This is a genomic window from Vreelandella populi, from assembly GCF_003989825.1.
In the GTDB taxonomy this organism is placed as follows: Bacteria; Pseudomonadota; Gammaproteobacteria; order Pseudomonadales; family Halomonadaceae; genus Vreelandella; species Vreelandella populi.
In genome coordinates this window covers 1-17,842 of sequence record NZ_RZHE01000006.1, presented here as the reverse complement: position 1 = coordinate 17,842, position 17,842 = coordinate 1, and the positions used below count along the sequence as shown (strand labels likewise).

General features: G+C 53.5%; 14 protein-coding genes. 9 read left to right on the top strand and 5 right to left on the bottom strand.

Features of this window, described 5'->3' with window-relative positions; genetic code table 11:
- The first annotated feature begins 63 nt into the window (after positions 1-63).
- From ELY25_RS05090 to ELY25_RS05080, 3 genes are read left to right on the top strand one after another with little or no spacing between them, the layout of a single operon-like run.
- Positions 64-4,104, top strand: coding sequence for a cellulose biosynthesis protein BcsC (locus ELY25_RS05090; protein ID WP_185856216.1), 4,041 nt, complete (start codon positions 64-66; stop codon positions 4,102-4,104).
- Positions 4,088-4,567, top strand: coding sequence for a cellulose biosynthesis protein BcsD (gene bcsD, locus ELY25_RS05085; RefSeq protein ID WP_185856214.1), 480 nt, complete (start codon positions 4,088-4,090; stop codon positions 4,565-4,567). The genes ELY25_RS05090 and bcsD overlap by 17 nt, the downstream gene beginning before the upstream one ends.
- 52 nt (positions 4,568-4,619) lie before the next feature.
- On the top strand, positions 4,620-5,627 hold the full coding sequence (locus ELY25_RS05080) for a family 8 glycosyl hydrolase (protein WP_185856212.1): 1,008 nt from the start codon (positions 4,620-4,622) through the stop codon (positions 5,625-5,627).
- 21 nt (positions 5,628-5,648) lie between these two features.
- Here ELY25_RS05080 and ELY25_RS05075 read toward each other — a convergent pair whose 3' ends face one another.
- Entirely contained in the window at positions 5,649-6,320 is a 672-nt protein-coding gene (locus ELY25_RS05075) for an arylesterase (RefSeq protein WP_126950207.1), read from the bottom strand.
- Between the two features lie 106 nt (positions 6,321-6,426).
- Here ELY25_RS05075 and ELY25_RS05070 point away from each other — a divergent pair, with 106 nt between their 5' ends.
- From ELY25_RS05070 to glyA, 3 genes are all read left to right on the top strand, one after another.
- Positions 6,427-7,143, top strand: coding sequence for an ABC transporter ATP-binding protein (locus tag ELY25_RS05070; RefSeq protein ID WP_126950816.1), 717 nt, complete (start codon positions 6,427-6,429; stop codon positions 7,141-7,143).
- The gene (locus tag ELY25_RS05065) at positions 7,140-9,707 is read left to right on the top strand and encodes an ABC transporter permease (RefSeq protein ID WP_126950206.1); all 2,568 of its coding nucleotides are present in this window, start codon (positions 7,140-7,142) and stop codon (positions 9,705-9,707) included. Before ELY25_RS05070 ends, ELY25_RS05065 begins: the two co-directional genes overlap by 4 nt.
- Positions 9,708-9,879: 172 nt before the next feature.
- A complete protein-coding gene (glyA, locus tag ELY25_RS05060) occupies positions 9,880-11,145 on the top strand; it encodes a serine hydroxymethyltransferase (protein WP_126950205.1) in 1,266 nt (421 codons plus the stop codon).
- A 133-nt stretch (positions 11,146-11,278) separates the two neighbouring features.
- Here the strand turns inward: glyA and ELY25_RS05055 are convergent, their stop codons facing one another.
- From ELY25_RS05055 to ELY25_RS05045, 3 genes are read right to left on the bottom strand one after another with little or no spacing between them, the layout of a single operon-like run.
- Positions 11,279-12,097: a glycosyltransferase family 32 protein gene (locus ELY25_RS05055; RefSeq protein ID WP_126950204.1), complete on the bottom strand. Its 819-nt coding sequence runs from the start codon at positions 12,095-12,097 to the stop codon at positions 11,279-11,281.
- Positions 12,098-12,153: 56 nt separating this feature from the next.
- A complete protein-coding gene (locus ELY25_RS05050) occupies positions 12,154-12,744 on the bottom strand; it encodes a FlgO family outer membrane protein (protein WP_126950203.1) in 591 nt (196 codons plus the stop codon).
- A 4-nt stretch (positions 12,745-12,748) separates the two neighbouring features.
- Complete coding sequence (locus ELY25_RS05045; RefSeq protein WP_126950202.1) at positions 12,749-13,486, bottom strand: hypothetical protein; 738 nt, start codon at positions 13,484-13,486, stop codon at positions 12,749-12,751.
- Positions 13,487-13,593: 107 nt separating this feature from the next.
- On the opposite strand from ELY25_RS05045, the gene ELY25_RS05040 reads away from it, so the two are divergent.
- The 3 genes from ELY25_RS05040 to ELY25_RS05030 all read left to right on the top strand — a co-directional run bounded on the left by ELY25_RS05040 (position 13,594) and on the right by ELY25_RS05030 (position 17,170).
- Positions 13,594-14,628, top strand: a complete 1,035-nt coding sequence (locus ELY25_RS05040; protein ID WP_126950201.1) for an OmpA family protein — start codon at positions 13,594-13,596, stop codon at positions 14,626-14,628.
- Between the two features lie 385 nt (positions 14,629-15,013).
- Complete coding sequence (locus ELY25_RS05035; protein ID WP_126950200.1) at positions 15,014-15,931, top strand: HAD-IIB family hydrolase; 918 nt, start codon at positions 15,014-15,016, stop codon at positions 15,929-15,931.
- An 18-nt stretch (positions 15,932-15,949) separates the two neighbouring features.
- A complete protein-coding gene (locus ELY25_RS05030) occupies positions 15,950-17,170 on the top strand; it encodes a glycosyltransferase family protein (protein ID WP_126950199.1) in 1,221 nt (406 codons plus the stop codon).
- 123 nt (positions 17,171-17,293) lie between these two features.
- Here ELY25_RS05030 and ELY25_RS05025 read toward each other — a convergent pair.
- A partial coding sequence (locus tag ELY25_RS05025) for a methyl-accepting chemotaxis protein (protein WP_236995649.1) occupies positions 17,294-17,842 on the bottom strand: 549 nt, incomplete at its 5' end.

Below are 17,842 nucleotides of genomic sequence, written 5' to 3'. Positions count from 1 at the left end.
GAGGGATCCTTACAAGATAATTCTCTACAAAACGGCGTTCAACAGAATGGTGCTCAAAATGCTTTGGAAACGTTACTGAACCAAGCCGATTTCTGGCAGCAAAACCAGCGTCCTGATTTAGCCAGACAAACGCTCGAACGCTATCTGGCCGGGCGCCCAAATGATCCGGAAGTGCTCTATCGTCTGGCGCGCCAGGCCCTGAATGACAATCAAGCGTCAGATGCCGATCAGTGGGTAAGTCGCCTGGAGCAGGCCGCGCCGAATAGTCCCTATTTAACTGAGCTTGATCAACTAAGGCAGGGGCAAACTCTAAATGTCGAGCAGCTTAACCGCGCACGTCAATTAGCAAATGCCAACCGTTATGAAGAGTCGGCAGCTGCTTATCGCGAATTATTTGAGGGGGCTACACCGCCACGAAGTCTTGCTATTGAGTATTATCAAACACTGGCGGGCGGCAGTGATGAGCATTGGCGTCAGGCACGTGATGGATTGCGGCAACTGGCTAATAATGCTCCTCAAGATGCAGCGTTAACGCGCGCTTTGGGAGAGGTGCTGACCTATCGTGAAGGTACACGACGAGAGGGTATTGAGCGCTTGGCGCAGCTGAGCCAGCGTGGCGGGCCGCAAGCGGCTAATGCCCGAAACTCTTGGCGCCAAGCCCTGCTTTGGCTGGATGCGACGCCCGCTGATGAGGCACTTTACCAAGCTTATCTCCAAGCGAACTCGGAAGATCGCGATGTTGCCGCCCGCTTTGAGCAATCCACGGTTCAGAATACACGTGCCTCCGGGTTTACCGCTCTGGAAGCAGGCCAGCTAGGTAACGCCGAACAAGCATTCCGCCAGGCGTTGGAGGAAAACCCGCAAGATGCTGAAGCTAAGGCAGGATTAGGCCTACTGCTACTGCGCCGCCAGCAGTTTGCCCAAGCCAGGGATCTATTGGCAGAAGCGATGGACCAGGCGCCTGAGCAGCGTGAGCAGTGGAGTGCTGCGTATCAAAGCGCGTCTTTTTATGCGCGATTAGGCGCGGCGCGACGTCTAGCCCAAGCTAACAATCTTGAGCAAGCGCTCACGCAAGTAAGACCCCTGACCCAGCAAAGCGGTGACGCCGGACGGGCTGCTCGCCTGCTGGAAGCCGATATCCTGCGCCGCCAGCGTAGGTTGGATGCTGCCGAGCAAGCGTATCGTGCGCTTCTGGAAAGTCGTCAAAATGATGTGGAAGCGCGAGTGAGGCTGGTGCAAGTGCTGTCTGAAAAGGGCAACTGGTCAGAAGCGCAACAAATTGCTCAAACGCTGCCAGACGGCGCTCGTTCCCAGATCAGCGGTTTGACCAGTACGCAGGTAGAAGCGTTACGTGCCCAGGCACGTCAGCAGGATAACGTTGGCGCGGAAGTTAATCTGCGTCAGGCATTGGAATTGGAGCCTAACAATCCGTGGGCACGTCTTGATCTGGCGCGGCTATTGGTAGAACAGTCCCGACCTGATGAAGCCCAGGCGTTAATGGCATCATTTTCGGGTACGAACGCAACGCCTGAACAGCGCTATGCCGCGGCGCTGTTTGCATCAGAACAAGACCGCTGGACGGATACTCTGCGGTTATTATCCAGCATTCCGTCCGCTAACCTGACAGCGGAAATGAGCTCGCTTCAGCAGCAGGCGCAAATCCAGCAGCCTTTAACCCAAGCGCTTGCACAGCTGGAGCAAGGCAATCGTACTGTCGCCATTAGCTCCTTGCAGCAACTATACCAGCGCTATGGCGATTCTGACCTAACGCCCTCTCAGGTGAGTCAAATTGCTAGCGCTTTATCGCAAGCAGGGGCTAATGATGAAGCCTTGCGCTGGGTGGAGCGGGATATGGCTCGCGGCTTTGATGAACAAACGCCCAACAGCTATATCAACCATGTGTTAGTGATGGCTCAGGCAGGCAGGCCTGCTGCCGCTCGCCAATTGCTTGACCGCTTAACTGCTTCTTCTCAATGGCGAGAAGACCGGGATGCGGTAGGCGTAGAGCGTGGTCTTGCCATTATAGAGGCGGACCAATTACGTCAAAGCGGGCGGCTAGCCAGTGCTTATGATCGGCTTGCCGAGTCCCTTCGACAGACGCCTGACGATGAAGGTCTGTTATTAGCCATGGCGCGCTTATACGAAGATGGTGACCGCCAGGCACAAGCGGAACAGATTTATACCTATACGCTGACCCGTCATCCTGATAGCCAGCAGGCGTTGAAAGGTGCTGTCCAAAGCGCGTTGTCTAATAACCGACCACGCCAGGCGAGCCAACTGCTGAATCGTTACTCACCAGAGCAGCCCACAGCCGATATGTGGCTGCTCCGTGCTCAAGTCGCCCGGGCTAATGGAAACAGCCGCGAAGCCTTGACGCTGTTGAGCCAGGCACGACAGCTCCTGGGAACAGCAGAAGATGGAGCGCTCACGCTTGCTCAAGGCAATAACCCGTTTACTGACCGTACGCGCGCTAGCGCTACCACTGCCACGCAGCGTCCTAATTGGTTGCCAGGAACTACGCGTGAGGTGGGAACAATATTCGCTTCTGAGCCAGCCAATACACCACCGACCACTGCACAGCGAATTGACGAACTGGCAAAAGAGATACGTCGCGAACGGGCGCCGAAGGTAACTACAGAATTTGTCTTTAATTTACGCGATGGAGAAAGTGGCTTAAGTCAACAGGACCGCATCGAAGCACCGATCGGTTTTTCCTTTATACCGTATGGGGAAGGCCGTTTTGAAGTGGAGGTAACACCTACGCTTGTATCATCAGGCACGCCAGAAGGCGATGCCTTGCGCCGCTTTGGACGTAGCGGGCTGGCGGAAAGTGCGGCAGTGTTGAATCAGTCATTAGGGGGCGTAACTGCCATATTGGATAATATTCAGTCCAATGTAGATGGCTACTTTGCCGCCTTGAACCGTTTACAGGCCGCCCCTAATGAACAAGAAGAAATTCGCCTGACAGCAGAGCTTGAGGAAGCGAGACGCTTTTATGAAAGTGCCCTGGCACGTAATCCGCTGTATGAGGCAGGCTTGACCGTTGATGATCTAACGCAAGAGCAGCGTGACTTGTTTAATCGGTTCCTGGCGGAAAGCAGCGTTGATTTTGATTCGCTGGGTCTGGATGGCTCCTCACCCGCGGCATTTGTGGAAAGTCGCCAGCAGATTGAGCAAGCGCTGGCCGGGATTCAAGGGCGTCTACAGGCCACTGCGCGGGCAGCAAGCCCTGACAGTTTGCGGGACAGTGGAACTGGTTTAGCACTTAGCTACGAGAACGAGGATGTTTCCCTTGATATCGGTAGCACCCCTTTAGAGTTTGAAGAAACTAACATGGTGGGCGGCATTAACTGGCGCCCACAGATTAGTGAAAATACCTCGTTATCCTTTACCGCTGAACGCCGAGCTATCAAAGATAGCGTTCTGTCTTATGCAGGTGCCTACGATACTTACAGTGGGGACTCGTGGGGTGGCGTGGTACGCACCGGCGGCCGCGCGGGGGTTAATTATGATACCGATGCTGGTGGCCTTTATGCCGACATTGGCGCTTATCGTTATACCGGGCATAACGTTGCGGATAACCAGTCCTATGACTTGTCGCTGGGAGGATATGCGCGACCGATCAATAATGAACGCCGTCAGTTGCAAACCGGCGTACATATTTCAGCGATGGCATTTGATGATGACCTAAGCCACTTTACGTATGGCCATGGCGGTTATTTCAGTCCTCAGGATTATGTGAGCGTCGCCTTCCCGATCAACTACCGTGAAAATATTAGTGATCAATTGACCATCGGCGGGTACCTAGCCCCTGGCTTTCAAAGCTATAGCACAGACGACAGTGATTACTTCCCCACCGACCCAGAGTCTCAGGCACTGCTAGATGTATTTGCAGCATTAGGGGCCACACCAGCCTCACGCTATGCGGGGGAAAGCGAGAGCGGTGTAGGGCTTTCATTGGGTGGTGCCATGGAGTATCGGATGACTCCCGATCTCTCACTCGGTGGTCGCGTAGATTTCAATAGTTTTGGTGATTATAACGACACATCCGCCAGCGTATTTATGAACTACACCTTTGGAGAGAGCGGTGAGCGAGCCAGATAATCATATTCAGCATGTGGCGTATTACGCCAACCGGCACTGTAGCCGCCAGTGGAGTCTTTTTCTAGAGCTGGTTTTTGATGAGCTCTTAAGTAGCGCTGGCCAAGAAGGGGCCTCAGGATTTTTACGTCATATTGGCGGTCGAATAGCGGCTGAGCTGCCCATTGGCGAGTGCGATACATTAGAGCATCTTGAAAAAGTGATTAATGACATACTCAGTCAACTGGACTGGGGGTATGTCACTATCGCAGCCGATAATCAAAAAATGCGCATTTGCCATATCGCTTGCCCGGTGCCAGGGTCATCGCCTGAACGTATTGAAGCTAGCCTGTTGGCCATGTCAATGGTGCTGGAAGAGCTTTATAAAACGTGGTTGCAGCAGCAAGGGGGGGAAGTGGATGTACCGATAGCGTGCATAAGTCGCCGTGTAGAGCAGCGCGAGTGTACTTTCCTTTATGGTCGTTAGCATTAGCAGTGCCTTGCCTTTAAAAGCTGCTTTATCAAGGAGTTTACTGAACATGCTGAGCCGAGCAGTATGGGGGGCCGGATTGGCCTTATGTATTTTGCTAAGTGCTTGTTCTGCTCAGGCTGATCCGGCCTGGGATGCTTATCGTGAACGCTTTGTTAGTGGTGATGGCCGAGTGATTGATACAGGCAACCGTAATATTAGTCATTCGGAAGGCCAAGGGTGGGGGATGATGCTAGCCCAGCACTACAATGATCAAGAAACATTTGAAGAACTATGGCAGTGGACCCGTCGTCACCTTGGCCGACGCGATATGTCACTGTTTTCGTGGCGATATGATCCAAACGATAAGCCTCATGTGCGCGACCTCAATAACGCGACCGATGGCGACTTGTTTATTGCATGGGCGCTGCATTTAGCTGCAGAACGTTGGAATGATGCCAACTATGCCAGCGCCTCGCGAAGTATTCGAGGTGCTATTGTTGAGAACCTGACTACTGAGGTCGCCGGTTATCAGCTATTGCTACCTGGGGTAGAGGGATTTCGGCGTACCAATGAGGCTGACATCAACCTCTCTTACTGGTTTATACCCGCATTACGTGACTTCGCTGAATTGGAGCCCGATGAGCCGTGGCAACAGTTGATTGATGATGGCGTTACTTTGCTGGATAAAGCACGTTTTGGGGCTTATTTATTGCCTACTGACTGGGTCGAGATCAATCAGCAGGGAAACGTAACGCCTGCTGCCAATTGGCCGCCTCGATTCAGCTTTGATGCCGTACGTATTCCGCTTTATTTCGTATGGGGCGGGCGTGACGACGCCAGTGGTGTAGGTAGTATCACCGCATTTTGGAATGATCCAGCCCATCAGCCAGCCTCAGCCTGGATTGATGTAGTTAGCGGTGAGCGTGCTGAGTACGCTATTTCACGAGGCGTTGATGCAATCAGAGCGTTTTCAAGCGGCGAGACCTTACCTAACGCTATGCCATCCCCTGAGGATGACTACTTCTCGGCAACGCTTCTACTGCTTGCCCATATGGCCAATGACATGCGCCCCTAAGCGGGGCGCTGCTAAATGCTCTCAGTCTATCGATGCCTGATAGTCACTGCCCAGCAGAGGTTCAAGCTCAGGCCATACGTTATCTAAAATAATCGCCTGTGCCTCGGCGGTGGGGTGAATTCCATCGCTTTGCATGAGCTGTTCGTTAAGCGCTATGCCTTCCAGTAAAAAAGGAACAAGTGGCACGTCATACTCCTCTGCCAGCGAGTAATAGACGCCGGTAAAGGCATCCCGGTAGGCTTGGCCGTAGTTGGGTGGAATATCAATTCCCAACAGCAATACCTGAGCATCGGCTTCTTGGCTTTGCTCGATCATATCGGCCAGGTTGGTGCGCATTTGATTGGGTGCCAGCCCGCGCAGGCCATCGTTACCGCCCAGCTCAAGGAGGACGATATCGGGCTGCTGCTTGTCTAGAATATCGCTAAAGCGCTGTAAGCCGCCGGAAGTCGTCTCGCCGCTGATGCTGGCGTTCACTACGTTTGCCTGATTGCCCAGGCGCTCTTCCAAGAGCGTTACCCAGCCCTGTTCGCGCTCGATACCGTAGGCGGCGCTTAGGCTATCGCCCATAATGAGCAGGGTGGGGCGCTCGTTTGCGTTGATAGTTGGGGCGCTTAAGGTGACTATCAGAACCACCAGATAGCCGGTTACCATGCGGTTAAGTTTTTGCCATGTCACAGGGATGCTTCGCTTCATGCCTTACTCCTCAGATAAAGCTGCACAGTCTTCTACCGCCGGTACGTCATCACAAACGGCCAGCCAGCCCAACACGGACCGTATAGCCAATGACAAGGTTCCTTCTATGCCTTCCAGTCGGCCTGTACTACATGCTGAAAGGCTGAGCAAAAAAGTGACTAGCGGTGAGCGAACGCTAACAATACTACACGAACTTTCATTAAGCGTAGCAGCCGGGGAAAGCGTCGCCATTTTAGGCAAAAGCGGGGCGGGGAAGTCGACCTTGCTGGGCCTGTTAGCTGGGTTGGATACGCCGAGCGACGGCGAACTCAGACTATTTGGACAGCCGCTTAGCCGGTTGGATGAGGACGGGCGCGCGGCATTAAGAGCCGGCCGGGTAGGCTTTGTATTCCAGAATTTTCAGCTGTTGCCGACCTTAAGTGCGTTGGAGAATGTGCTGCTGCCGTTGGAGCTCTCACCGAGGGCAGGTGAAGATCAAATGGCCAAAAGCTGGCTGGCAAAAGTGGGGCTGGAAGAGCGTATCGACCATCTACCCAAACAGCTTTCCGGCGGTGAGCAGCAGCGGGTAGCCATTGCGCGCGCCTTTGTCACTGATCCTGAGCTAGTGTTTGCCGATGAACCGACAGGTAACCTGGACGCTGATACCGGCGCTCAGATTATTGATCTGCTGTTTACCCTAAATCGCGAAGCCGGCACCACGCTGATTCTGGTAACCCATGACCATGCCTTGGCCCGTCGTTGCGATCGCTGCTTACAGTTGGACCAAGGCAGACTCATGCCCTTTGCTTCCTCTGATTTCAACGCGGCAGGAGGAGGACAATGAGTGATATACCCTGGCGGCTAGCGGCCAGAAGCCTGAAGCGCGATTTACGCTCTGCCGATGTGCGCGCCCTTTTTGTTGCGCTGGTGCTGGCAGTGGCGGCATCCACCATGATTGCCTTTTTTCTCGACCGCCTTGAACGTGGCCTTGAACGTCAGGCAGGACAAATGCTGGGCGGGGATTTAGTGCTGGAACAGCGCAGTCCTTTTTCAGACGCATTACGCACTACGCTGGAAGAGGCCGGATTTACGCTTAGTGACCAAGTTGGTCTGGTATCGATGATTAGCCTGGGGGATCGTTTTCAGCCCGCAAGTCTTAAAGCGGTTGATGATGTTTATCCTCATTACGGCGTATCCCGCGTCGATCTAGGCCAGGGGACTGAACAGATAGCGTTTGGTCCGTCTGCGGGGGAAGCCTGGGCAGACCCGCGCCTGGCGGAACTGATTGAGATAGAGCTGGGTGATCGTGTGCAGGTTGGCCAAACCGAGCTCACTATTACCGGTATTGTCGAGCGGGAAGCTGACCAGTCCGGCGGCTTTGGTAATTTTAATCCTCGCCTGATGCTCAATACGGCGGATTTGGAGGCGACGGGGCTTGTTCAGGATGGCTCGCGAGTTGAGTTTGAGCTATTGGCCGCAGGCCCCCCGCAAGCGCTTGACCAGGTGCAGGAACTGCTCGGCGAGCTGCGCCGTGAAGGGGTAGAGGTACGCGATGTGCGTGTTGATCGCCCGCAGTTGGGCAATGCGTTGCAGCGGGCAGATAGCTACCTGGGGCTTGCCGGGCTTGCTGCCGTGCTGTTGGCAGGTGTGGCGGTTGCTATGTCGGCGCGCCGCTACGTAGAGCGCCATCTGGATACCGCTGCACTGCTACGCTGCTTTGGAGCAAGTCAGCAGCAGCTTGTCATACTATTCAGTATTCAACTGATCGGGCTTGCGCTAATAGCGTCCTTCATCGGTGCATTGCTGGGGCTTGCCGGTCAGGCGGTTCTGCTACGCCTATTGGCCAGCTTTTTCCCCATGACACTACCGCCTCCCGGCGTGACGCCTCTATGGCTTGGCATACTGACAGCCCTAGCTGTGTTAGTGGGGTTTGCAGGCCCTACGCTTTTGCGCATCAAACAGGTGAGCGCGCTCAAGGTGTTGCGCCGTGAGCTAGATCCCATGCCGCCTGCTGCCTGGCTGGTGGTAGCGGTAGCGGCTATCGTATTTGGCGGGCTTTTATGGCTGTATTCAGGAAGTTTGCCTTTGGCCATTGCCTTGCTGCTGGGCGGAGCCGTTCTATTAGGTGCCTTGTGGGGCGTAAGTGCGCTTCTTCTGAACGCCGTGCTGCATGGAATCAAAAAAATAACCGGCACCGGGGAGTGGTCACAGGCACTTCGTTTGGGCGCGCGTCAGCTAGCTCGCCGACGCCAGGCGGGCGTCGGTCAGCTATTGGCGTTTTCGGTCACGTTCTTCGCCATGGCAATGATTGTACTGGTGCGTGGCGATCTTCTGTCAACCTGGCAGGCCCAGTTGCCTGACGACACACCCAATTACTTTGCGATCAATATTCAACCTTCGGAGCGCGATGCCTTTGAGCAGGCGGTCGCGCCCCGTGTGGATACGCAAAGCACACTTTACCCCATGGTACGCGGGCGGATTACAGCGATAAATGAACAGTCGCCAAGAGATGTAGTGCCTGAAGACGCCCGGGGAGACGGCTCACTGCGCCGAGAGCTTAACCTGACCTGGCAGGCTGAGCTGCCAGAAGGCAATCAGGTGGTTGCCGGTGAATGGTTCTCCAGCGAAACACCGATGAATGAACCACAGGGCTGGTTAGGCGCGGTGGATGCAACGCCGCAGGCTGAGATCGTACCTATCTCCGTGGAAGAGGGCTTGGCTCGCCGATTAGGGCTGGCCCTCAACGATACGATGACCTTTTCGGTAGGCGGCGACGAGCTAACCACGCGTATTACCAGCTTACGCAGCCTTAACTGGGACAGCTTCAAGCCTAACTTCTTTGTAATTTTTCCCCCTGGCGTGCTTGAGCAGTTTGGCCATAGCTATATCACCGCGTTTCATTTGTCTGATGAAGAGCAGGGGCTAATACGCCAACTGGTCAGTGATTTCCCCGGCGTATCGTTGCTAAACGTGGATGCGATTCTCGGCCAGGTGCGCGATGTGTTGGCGCAAGTGACTCGGGCAATAGAGCTTGTATTGTTACTGGTACTGCTTGCTGGTATCAGCGTGTTGTATGCCGCCCTGACGGCCAGCCAGCCGGTGCGTGCTCATGAAAGCGGCTTGCTACGTGTCTTTGGTGCGGGTAATCGGATGATTTCCCGAATACAGGGAGCGGAGTATGCGCTGTTAGGGTTTGCCAGCGGTTTAATGGGCGCGGTACTCGCCGAAGTGGCAACCGCCGCGCTCTACATTTACTGGCTAGACTTAACGCCTCGGCTGCACATTACGCTTTGGCTGACCTTGCCTTTAGGAGGCGCGCTACTGATCGGCGTTATTGGCCATGCGCTTTCGCGCGGGCTGCGCCGCCAGGCACCCGCGGCCAGTTTGGGTTTATTAGGCGAAGCCTAAATTAATCGCTGGGCGAAGCTGACATCTTCAGCCCAGCGGTTCCTTCCAGATCCATCATGAGCGGCATTCATAGCCTACCTGATACGGATGCGATGAAAGTCGTCTCAGGCTACGTTATGATAGCGGCCTGATTTCTTCCATGACCGATCCTTATCTACGAGGTTCCCCGCCAATGTTCAGCCGCGATATGACAATTGCCGGATTTGATGATGCGCTGCTTGATGCCATGCAAAAAGAAGTGGCCCGTCAAGAAGCCCACATCGAACTTATTGCTTCCGAAAACTACGCAAGCCCGCGCGTAATGGAAGCCCAAGGCAGCCAGCTGACCAATAAATACGCTGAAGGCTACCCAGGCAAGCGCTACTACGGCGGCTGCGAGTTTGTCGATATCGCTGAAAACCTCGCGATTGACTATGCCAAGGAACTGTTCGGCGCAACCTACGTAAACGTACAGCCGCACTCTGGTTCCCAGGCTAACAGCGCCGTATTTTTAGCCCTGGTCAAGCCGGGCGACACCATTCTGGGCATGAGCTTGGATGCCGGTGGTCACCTGACCCACGGCGCCAAACCCAACTTCTCCGGCAAGCAGTACAATGCGGTTCAGTACGGTTTGAACGAGCAAGGCCTGATCGATTATGACCAGGTGGCCGAGCTTGCCCGTGAGCACAAGCCCAAGATGATTATTGCCGGTTTCTCGGCCTATTCTCAGGTGATTGACTGGGCCAAGTTCCGCGAAATCGCCGATGAAGTTGGCGCTTACCTGCTGGTCGATATGGCCCACGTGGCAGGCCTCGTCGCTGCTGGCGTTTACCCCAGCCCCTTGCCTCATGCCCATGTAGTGACGTCAACCACCCATAAAACGCTGCGCGGCCCGCGTAGTGGCGTGATCCTTTCAGCTGAAAACGATGCTGATATTGAAAAGAAACTGCAGTCCGCCGTATTCCCCGGTGGCCAGGGCGGCCCCTTGATGCATGTGATCGCCGCCAAAGCGATCTGCTTCAAAGAAGCCATGGCACCTGAGTTCAAGGCCTATCAGCAGCAGGTCGTCAAAAACGCCAAGGTAATGGCGGGCGTGTTTATGGACCGCGGCTTTGATATCGTCTCCGGCGGCACCGAAGACCACCTGTTCCTGCTCTCGTTAATCAAGCAGGGCGTAACCGGTAAAGATGCCGATGCAGCACTTGGCCGTGCGCATATCACCGTCAACAAGAATGCTGTGCCTAACGACCCGCAAAGCCCGTTTGTCACATCAGGCCTGCGTATCGGGACGCCCGCGGTAACCACGCGCGGTTTTGGCGAAGAAGAGTGCCGTCAACTGGCAGGCTGGATCTGTGACATTCTGGATGTGCTGGCTAAAGGCGAAGATACCAGCGAGATTGAAGCCCAGGTGTTGGATAAGGTGGCAGAAGTTTGCGGCCGCTTCCCGGTTTATAAATAAGCGCTGTACTAAAGAAACAGTTCTCCGGCTATGGATAGCCGCAACGCGCGGGAGGCCGAAAGGGCCTCCCGCGTTTTGTTGTGAAAAGATTGTATGGCTATCTTTTGAAAAGAAAGAGCTAATAATAAAGTTATCAATACTTAATAGTTGAAGACTTGGGTCCCACTACTTCAACTTTTTGCTGTTCTTTGGTCCACTTACCTGCAGGCTTGTCGATATACTGGAAATGCTCGTTGGTGAAACTGCCTTGGTTACACGCATGTCGATAAGAGACGCTAGGCACACATGTTTTATCCAGCGTTTTATTGAAAACGCCAGGACCTGTAATATCAAATACATTGGTTGATTCATTCATCTCAATATTGTCACAAACGTTACGAATGAGTCTGGCAAGATTGGGGGTATTAGGTTTACTGGCAATAAAATAATTGCTGAAATCGCCTTGACGCGTAACAACATAAAGCTCATCTCGGTCATAACCCACGGTACTGGCAAGCGGCCAGATCGCATGGGCATCAATATCCAGATAAACACCGCCATGTTGGTTTAGCACGATCAATCGCCAAAGATCTGCTTGAGCAGCTCCAATTTGCAAACGGTCATAGCAAGTGAGTACTTCGTTATCACAATGGGCTGCAATAAACTGGCGTCGCGCATCTGTCATCATAAAGCGGTATTCAAAGCGGGGCGCCATCAGCCGGTTGAACAGGTAATTGAGGTAGACTGGAAGCGTGACCTTATTGGTGAAGTTGGTCTGCCAGATAATGCGTGGAATAGTGGCTTCCCCTTTGGGGTAAAGCCACGGTGCAGCCCGCTCTGGTAAGGTAAACCGCTTGTTGGGTAAAACGGCATGAAAAACATAGCTCAACAGCTTGGTAATATTGGCAAATAGTTTAATTAATCGGCTTGTGCCAACAATAATCGCACTTTTAAAAACAGTTGAGGCGGACATGAAGATTTTCCTGACAGGCAAACATGCCGCTAAGCTAAGCGGCGAAAGCAGCTAGTTTACCAGCCTCCTTGGCCTTCAAGTAGGCTACGCATGTTATTGTCCAGCTTCACGCGAAAATCCGCACTGCCCAACACCATGGCATCGCCTGAGCGTACTACCCGAGTGCTTACGTACAAATAGTCCTGCCCTTGAGCATAGGTACCCATCAGGATAGAGCGTGCGTTATGTTGTGAGCTCAAGCGCTGCACCTGCCGAGAGAGAATCAACTCGCCCACACTTTCTTCAATGAACATGCTGTCACGCATTTTGACTTCGCGTACCTGCATACCCTGCTGGGCAAGAGCTGACGCCATGATCTCAGAGCTGATGCGCCCAAAGGTGGAAGATTGGCTTAGGTTATCGATGCTTACAAAGGTGGCGGCAATCATGGGGCTATAGCGCGTGAGGTCTGGATTGCTGGCAATCATCTGTTGCGCTGCCCTATGGGCCAGCTCGGAAAGGTCAGGCTCAGGTTCTCGCTGCTTATTGTTTGAATTACCCATGGTACTGCAGCCCACTGTGGCCATTAGTAAAAGCCCAACGATGAACAGTCGGCTAATGGATAAGAGCTTACGCGGTTGCAGTACAAAAAATGATGTCAAAGGCATGGCGTTACCAGGTATCAGTGATGGAAACAGTGGGGGTTACCGGTGCGCGATGAACGCGGTGGGGCGCATATTGGCGGCGGTCGCCTGCATTGATGTAATAGATATTCGATGAAGAGTAAAGAATGTGCTCACCGTCAATAATCTGTGTGGTGATAATAACTTCTTCGTTGCCTGTATGGGTCCAGCTACCGCTAACGGCGTCAGCGGCGATGGCGGCAGGAATTAACCCAAGCGCCGGTTCTGCCCATCGGTTGATGGGAATCGTGGCAACAGCAATGCCCGCTGTGAGTGCAGTAAAAGCGCCTGTGGGTGGGCGAATAAAGCCGCGGTCGCGATGTTCGACCACTTCTACACCGATATGTATATTGGCGGTATTAGGTGTCGGTACGGTAGTCAGATTGGCACCGCGTGAGACGAGTTCGCTCGTCAGTAGCGTGCGAAAGCCACGCTCAAACTCGCCGCCGCTATAGAAATGCAGGTCCTGATTATCAGAGTTGGTGATATGCAAATCGCGAAAGCGGACCCGCTCGCGTTGCAAAATATTATTGGCCTCATGGCGGGCTAGCACTTCCCAGTGATGGGCGGCCTGCATGCGCTGCTGTTCTGTATAGGGATAGGTGGTGGCAATGGGCGCCTGCGAGGTGTTGGCGTAGAAACACCCACTTAGTAGCAAGCCTGTAAGTCCTATACTGGCCAAGCGAAATAATTGAGTAGTAAATAAACGGCTTAAGCAGCTATGCACCAGAGGTTCCTTATCGCGTCATAGGGTCTTTGATAGACTAGTTCAGATTTGCCATGCCCAGTAACCATCGGCCATAAGGTTGAGAACTTGAATGAGCGATAACCCGAATGCTTGAAGATCACCGCGGCGGCTCGCGCCATGATTCGCTAATGTCAGCTTATCCCTCTGATGAGAGCGGTAGCGGGTGGATGATTAGCTATATCGATATTATGACACTGCTGGTGGCGCTTTTTGTCATTATCATCGCGGCGGCTGGCGCAACGAACGCTGAAATTTTTCAAGCATCATCAGAGCAGGCATCGTCAGAAGAAATAGCGCAAGAGACAGGTCCTGTGTTTGAAGTGCCGCTTCCCGAGGTGATGGAAAGTGCGATGCAACAGCCAGTTCTAGAGGAGTGGCGCCGTGGCTTGGAGCCTTCTGCAGTTAGTGCAGCGCTGGGAGTGGCCGGCTTGCCCAGGCAAAATCCGCTGCCAGACGCGCCGCCACCCTTGCTGGCACTTGCACGCCTTGAAAGCCCGCCGCCGGTAGACCCTGATGAGCCTTTGATATGGCTTCCTCCGGTAGCTTTGCCCACTCCGTTAGTAGCTGCGAGTAATAGCGCTCCAACTGCCGCGTTAGCGAACTATATGGTGTTACTCACTGATCATCCCCCGGTCAACGTACAGGAAATATCGGTAGACGCCATTAATAGCGCAGAGGCCATACAGGAAGCGTTAGCCGAGCGTGTCGAAACCTCGCCCTACTTGCCAAACCTGGAGGGTGTAGAGGTAACCCGTGTAGCGGAAGGGATCAGTTTGCGGGTACAGGACCAGCTGTTATTCCCTTCAGCAGAGGCAGAGTTAACTAGCGGCGGTTCTTCCCTGGTAGGTAGCCTGTTAGAAACCATACAGCGCTACGAAGGTGAGGTATGGGTAGAAGGCCATTCTGATAGTCAAAACATCAGTACCGATGAGTTCTCTTCCAATTGGGCACTCTCCAGCGCTCGGGCAATTGCGATTGTAGAGGCGTTGGAAGCCGAAGGTGTTGCTCCTGAACGCTTGAGGGCTGTTGGCTTGGCGGCGACCCAGCCCCTGGAAGATAACAGCTCGCCAGAAGGCCGGGCGCGTAACCGGCGAGTGGAAGTGGTCATTCATATTGAATGAAAAGCATAAAAAAGCCCGCCGGGGGGGCGGGCCTAAAGCTTGGCTTATTGCAACTCACCGACATCAGGCGAGGGGGGTATACAAAGGTGCCGGTGAGTACAGTTTGAATATAGCTGTAGTGTAGGTTTTTCCAAGTTCTAGTAAGCAGTTTTAGGCCGCCTAGGCGGTTTTGACGCTTTTTTTAATCTTTCTCAATGCGTATCAGGCGCACAACAATAATGCTTTTAGCCAGCTATATTTTATGGACAAGTAGCTTAATTACAGAGTGTTATTTTTTAATAGATTGATAATAAAATAGTTTTTTATTTTTGGTCTAAAAGCTGCTTGTGTACGATAGTGCTTAACGACAACACCCTGAGTTTCTCCAGCCAACAAGAGGCCATGTATGTCTGAGGATGTCAGTACTACATTGCTAGCCGATATATCTGACGCAGAGCGTCGGTCACGTTTGGTACTAACCGATTTAGATGGCTCACTGCTTGACCACCATAGCTACGACTTTTCACCTGCCGCTCCTAGTCTTGCGCGCCTCAAAGAATTAAGGGTGCCGGTCATCCCGGTGACAAGCAAAACGCGAGCAGAGTTATTGCTTCTGCGTGAGGCGTTAGGGCTTACCGCCACTCCTTTCGTCGCCGAAAACGGTGCGATTATTGGCCTGCCGCCTAGTTGGTGCCATGCGCGCCTAGACCGCCCTGGCAATGGGGGAGACGGTGTGGTTATAAAGCACATGGGGGTTGATATTGCCTTTATTCGTGCACGTTTACGGATATGGCGAAAACGTCTGGGCATCAAGTTTACGAGCATGGGTGAGCTGAGCATTCAGGACGTGGCTAAACTGACAGGCCTGGACGAAAAGGACGCTCAGAAGGCACAGCAACGCGAAGGTAGCGAGCCGCTTGTCTGGCAAGATGACGCCGCATCGATTGATACCTTTCGCCTCGCCCTTGAAGGTGATGGCCTTGAACTTACCCAGGGAGGGCGCTTTTGGCACGTAATGGGGCGTTCAGCAGATAAGGGCTGCGCTGTCACATGGTTGATCAAACGGTTTGCTACGTTACGAGGGTGTACGCCGCTCTCATTAGGCCTGGGCGATGGCCCAAACGATATAACGATGCTTGAGGCAGTCGACCAGGCAGTCGTCATTAAGGGGATGCATAAGACGCCTGTAACGCCACATACCTCAGCGTTATATCGAACGAAAGCCGCCGGGCCAAGTGGTTGGGCGGAAGGGATAGCTTACTGGTGGGGCCAGGATAGCCGTCAGTTAAGCGCGGCCAAGCAAGGCGCTGCTATTACTCAATAAAGCCAGGGAGGGAAGCATATGAGTGATTTTCACCAAAATGGAGTGATCACCGATTTTCATAACCTCACGCGTCGCCCCGTTGAGGCGCTAGAAAAGGAGCTTATCCAGTTTGCCAAGCGGCGGCCCATGGGGCTGATCTTGCCGTCACTGTTTTCTGAACTGGAAGGACCTGCGCTATCCAACATAGTGGATGAACTGGCCCAAGTCCCTTATCTAAATGAAATCGTCATTGGCCTGGACCGGGCTGACCGCGACCAGTTTTTATACGCTCGAGAGTTTTTTTCACGCCTGCCACAGCATACCCGTATTTTATGGAATGACGGCCCACGTCTGCGCGAGCTGGACGCAGAGCTTGAAAGCCATGGGCTGGGCGCTCTGGAACCCGGTAAGGGGCGTAACGTTTGGTACTGCGGGGGGTATGTCTTGGCTTCGCACCGCTCAACCGTGGTTGGGCTACATGACTGCGATATTCTTACCTACGACCGAGGGCTTTTGGCACGCTTGATGTACCCGGTTGCGAATCCGCGCTTTCACTATAGTTTTTGTAAGGGGTACTACCCCCGGATTGCCGAAGGTAAACTCAATGGCCGGGTATCACGCTTGCTGGTAACTCCTTTACTGCGTGCGCTTAAAATTGTTTGCGGGCCACTGCCTTACCTGGATTATCTGGATAGTTTCCGCTACCCGCTGTCAGGCGAGTTCGCTATGCGTAGTGAGGTATTGGAAGGCATTCGGATACCCGCAGACTGGGGGCTTGAGATCGGCGTGCTGTCTGAATTACAGCGTAACTATGCCCACCGCCAGCTCTGTCAGGTAGATATTGCTGATGCCTATGACCATAAACACCAGCCCGTCAGTGAACAGGATCCTAGCGGCGGCTTAAATCGAATGAGCCTGGATATTTCCAAGGCACTGTATCGTAAGCTGGCTACCCAGGGCGTGAGTTTTAGTAGCGAAGATTTCCGGACATTAAAGGCCACTTATTATCGGTTGGCGCTGGATCTGATAGAAGCCTATGACCATGACGCCACCATGAACGGGTTAAGTCTGGACCGTCATTGTGAAGAGCAGGCGGTTGAGATGTTTGCCAGTAACCTGTTGGAGGCGGGCAATCTCTTTTTGGATAACCCTCGTGAGCGGCCCTTTATCCCCAGTTGGAACCGGGTACAGGCAGCAGTGCCCGATCTATTAAGTCGGATGCATGAGGCTGTCGAGCTGGATAATCAGGGTAAGGTATAAAATAGTGGCAAGGCAGTTGCTCATAAGCAAAGCGCCCTCTGAGCCAGAAGGCAAAGAGGGCGTTGTTCATTTTGAAAAGGCGTTGGGTCGGGCGGGGCTCAACCTGCCGAACATGATTAAGGCCTAGAAGTTGCTCTCTTCAGTAACATAACGTGCCGATGAGGGTAGGGCGGCCGGTACTACGCTTTGATTAATACGGAAATTAGCCACGCGCTGGCGAAGCTGCGTGCTCAGCTGTGCCAGCGATTGTGTTGCGTGATTACTTTCCTGTACCAGGCTCGCATTTTGCTGGGTCATCTGATCCATCTGCGTGACCGCCAAGTTAACCTGTTCGATACCGCTACTCTGCTCACTAGTGGCTGCAGAGATTTCCTGTACCAGTGTGCTGAGTTGCTGTATATCGGTCACGACGCTATTGATTATCTCGCCGGTATTACGCACTTGCTGACTGCCATTGGCAACCTTGGCGCCTGAGTTCTCAATCAGCTTTTTGATTTCTTGGGCGGCAGCAGCAGAGCGGCTGGCAAGTTGGCGTACTTCGTTGGCCACGACAGCAAACCCCCGGCCCTGATCGCCTGCCCGCGCGGCTTCCACGGACGCATTGAGCGCCAGGATATTGGTCTGGAAGGCAATGGCATCAATGGTGTTAACGATACTGCTCATTTGCGCCGA